This is a genomic window from Pseudomonas sp. GW821-FHT04D07 (assembly GCF_059420225.1).
Genome location: NZ_JBWKTH010000066.1, coordinates 1 through 1,234 on the forward strand (window position 1 = coordinate 1; position 1,234 = coordinate 1,234).

Here is a 1,234-nt window from a genome sequence, read left to right on the forward strand (position 1 = left end):
AGCAGCGGTTGAGGTGACTCAGCACCCCGGTGGTAGAACTCGGTCGATTAATGCACCGCCGCCTCCTGATTACCCATAGGCTGGCGACGGTAGGTTTGGTCGTTTTGCAGCAGCACCCAGACGATACGCAGGTTGCGATTGGCCAAGCGCACGGCTGCGCCTTTCTGGCCATGACGGCTTAGCCAGCATTGCAGTCGTTGGTCGTCTGGATGTTCGGAATCGGGCCGTACCTGCCTCAGTACCGCATGCGCTCCCTGGATCGCCAGACTGCGTAAGTAGGCATCGCCGCGTTTGCACATTTTCCCCAGCCGGGTCTTATTGCCGCTGCTGTTTTGCTCCGGCACCGTGCCGAAGTAGGACGCGAACAGGCGTGCATTCGGGAAACGTTCAGGTTCGGTCTGCTTGGCTAACAGCGCCGTAGCGATGATCGGCCCTATCCCACGTACCGTCATTAGGCGCTTTGCCGTCTCGTCTTCGCGCGCTGCGGTCTCCAGGCGTGCGGTCAGCACATTCACGCGCTCGCCCAGATGACGCCATTCACCCAACATTTCGTCGATCAGCTCACGCAACGATTCTGGCAGCGGTTGTGTGGCGTCTTCCAGTATCCGCGGAACGTTGCGGCTGAGGGCAAGCTCACCTTGCGCCATGGCAATACCTTGTTCAAGCAGCAAACCGCGGATCTGATTACTCATGGCGGTGCGTCGGCGCACGTAGCCCTGTCTGGCCCGATGCAGCGCCTGCATGGCTAGCTGGGCTGCGGTTTTGATCGGCACAGCGATGATCAAGCTGTCTCGACCCGCACGCAGAATAGCCAGCGCATCATTACGATCGTTCTTTGCGCCGCTGCGATGCTCGGCTACGCGCTGTGCCGGCAGGATCCGCGCGAGGTTCCCCTGCGCCTGTAGGATTCGCGCCCACGCTTGGGCACCGGGGCCTGTTTCCATGAGCACTGTCACGGTGTTGGGCAGCTTGTACAGGAACGCAAGGAAGGCCTCGCGGGACTTGATCCGCTCCTCGTATTTGACTTGGCCAAGGGCGTCTTCTCCAGCTACCTGGAACACGTTTTTGGCAAGATCCACCGCCACTGTCGTGCAAGCAGACAGATCGGCAGAAGACAAGGAGTTGGTTTTGATCGTATGCTTTTTCATGGGCTCGCCCTCGCTGTCGTTGGCTTCATTAGAATGCCACCGTGGCGCTACAGACGCCTCGGCTTGGGCGAGTCCATCCAATTACA

Annotated in this window: 1 protein-coding gene; it reads right to left on the minus strand. The window is 59.7% G+C overall.

The genetic code is table 11. The features are described from left to right. Positions 1-47 precede the first annotated feature (47 nt). A complete protein-coding gene (locus tag AC07T0_RS31710; protein WP_495004871.1) occupies positions 48-1,103 on the minus strand; it encodes an IS110 family RNA-guided transposase in 1,056 nt (351 codons plus the stop codon). Between the last annotated feature and the right edge of the window lie 131 nt (positions 1,104-1,234).